The following is a 2,329-nucleotide window of genomic DNA, read 5'->3' on the forward strand; positions in this document are numbered from 1 at the left end:
GCATGGACGAGGTGCTGGTCCAGTGGCGCACCATGCCGGCCAAATCGGAGGAGAAGTCCTGCGGCCAGAAGGAGACGGTCTACGCCGTCCTGCGGGACAATTTTGCCCGATTGGGCCTGGGGGGGGTGGACGAGGCGATGCTCGCCATCCTCAACAATCAGCACTGCGTGCACGATAAGGCGTTCAGCTGCCCGGATATCGAATGCGCCCTCGCCACCCTTTTCCGGGCGAACGCGGCCATCCTGAAGACTGCGCCCCTATTCCTCAGCAGGCCCCATCTTTTCGTAACAATGGCTGCGTATTCGTTGTTTTTTGCCAGAAATATCGTGAGATCCTATGGATTTACTCCTCTCCTGCGGGCTCTGGGCAAATTTTTTGAGAGGTAAAATCTCCTCCTACCCATCCACAGGAATTTGTATTTAGATCGTCCAATTTATCATTTGAATGTTTGGCAATTAAATTTCATGGGTTTTTGACTGCTTAGGGGCAACCTCAATTCGATTAAAATTATTCTACTGAGCCAAATTTTTCATTTTCTTTAATAAATCAATATCCTCATTAATAATGAATGCGCGTTTTCCTTTTTTTGATTTCGGAATTTCATCAACAATTTTAATATAAATCTCCATTCCAGCAGCGATTATTGATAATTTTTCATTTAATTCTTTGATTTCATCATCGTTACACCAGGGATTTTTTACAAGATTTACTTCCAGCACATATCCCGGTTTTTGTACATATTGAATTGCGTGAATACCGCTACGGAATCTATTTTTATTATCAATGGCAGTAGCTATGCCTATTCCATGGTGCACCAAGAATGATGGAGTTAAAAAGCCATCTTTTGTAATTATAATATCATTATCTCTTCCTTTAACTTTGATCAATGGTAGATCCCTGCCACATGAACACTTCTTATTAAGGAATTTGACTGAATCTCCGTTAATATATCTAATGAATGGCATTGCCATGTTCCAAAGATCAGTTACTACCATTTCGCTCCCATTTTCTTCAATAATTGCTCTTTCCATGCAGTAATGCAATCCTTCATGTGCATCACATTCCCAAGCACACGCACCTCCGTCATTACAACAATACTCTTCGAAAACAGGGCAATTGAATGCCACTTCCATAGTCTCTCTCTGGAAATCATAAAGATTCTCAGAAATAGGATTGATAGACTCTATTCCTTCGAGTATAATATCATTATCGAGGCAAAATTTTGCAAGAATGTAGAGTGATCCCACGTAGCCCCTGAGGTGCTGCGGATTAAATTTCTTTATCTCTTCAACATTTTTATGCATATTTTCTTTGGTAAGATCACCATAGAGATTGAGTGTGTTTTCCACTTTCAGAGTCCCTTGTGCTGATGCTACCACAGCAAGTCTCTTTCCTGGTTGATATCCATTCCATGACCACCCACGAAGATGTGCATTCCAACGAATTTCACTACTTTTATGGGATTCATAATATTGTAGTGAAGTTCCGGTCGAACCCCCCGTATATAGGGTGTTGTATATCATTTCCTCATTAACTAAATCAGGATTATTTTGTAATTCTTCCCGTGTAATAATTGGTAATTTTCGGAGATCGTCAAGAGATCGTATATGTTTTGGTGCAATCCCCGCTAATTTTAATTTTTTACGGTAACCGGGAACGTGTTTATATGCGTATTTAAGGATCTTGTGAAGACGATATTCCTGAAACTCGATGAGATCTTCGTGTTTCCACCATTCCGTATCAAAGAGGTTGATACATTTATTGTATTTAGCCCATTTCAGATAATACCGGATAGATTTCTTTTGCATCGTGTCGACCCCTGTTAATGCATAATATGACAACTTTAATTTCCTATGTCGGATTTGTTTGAATATTTTTGGAAATTGTCGTTAATTTTTGAATAACTTCATTCCTCTATTCAATATCGAGAAAGATGTATAATTTTGAATGATCTGAATAAGACTTTGGATCTAGTGTTAAGATATTTTTATCATTCACCGATCAATATTTGTAATAATCGGTTTCTTATTTTTATACAATTCAATATTAAATAATTCCAATCATTCAAAGATTTGACCTTTTTTACTTATTGGTATCAGGATGAGACAAATAATAATGTTCTTAATCTCCATCCAATGAATCCTCTTAAAAACGCAGACCATCTCACCCGCCCGACTGATACAGCTCGTAGTACTTCCCCCGCCGATCCATCAATTCGGTGTGCGTGCCGCTCTCCACGATCCGGCCTTTGCTCATGACATAGATGATGTCGGCCCGCCGGATCGTCGAGAGCCGGTGGGCCACGATGAAGGTGGTGACCGTCCGGGCG

Annotated in this window: 2 protein-coding genes; one reads left to right on the plus strand and one right to left on the minus strand. The window is 40.3% G+C overall.

The features are described 5' to 3' along the window. The coding region (locus QCH34_RS10960; protein WP_300334067.1) for a hypothetical protein at positions 1-386 on the plus strand (386 nt) is incomplete at its 5' end. Positions 387-512: 126 nt separating this feature from the next. Here the strand turns inward: QCH34_RS10960 and QCH34_RS10965 are convergent. Further along, positions 513-1,808, minus strand: coding sequence for a hypothetical protein (locus QCH34_RS10965; protein ID WP_300334070.1), 1,296 nt, complete (start codon positions 1,806-1,808; stop codon positions 513-515). Positions 1,809-2,329: the final 521 nt, after the last annotated feature.

This window comes from Methanocalculus sp. (genome assembly GCF_029762515.1).
Classification (GTDB): Archaea; Halobacteriota; Methanomicrobia; order Methanomicrobiales; family Methanocorpusculaceae; genus Methanocalculus.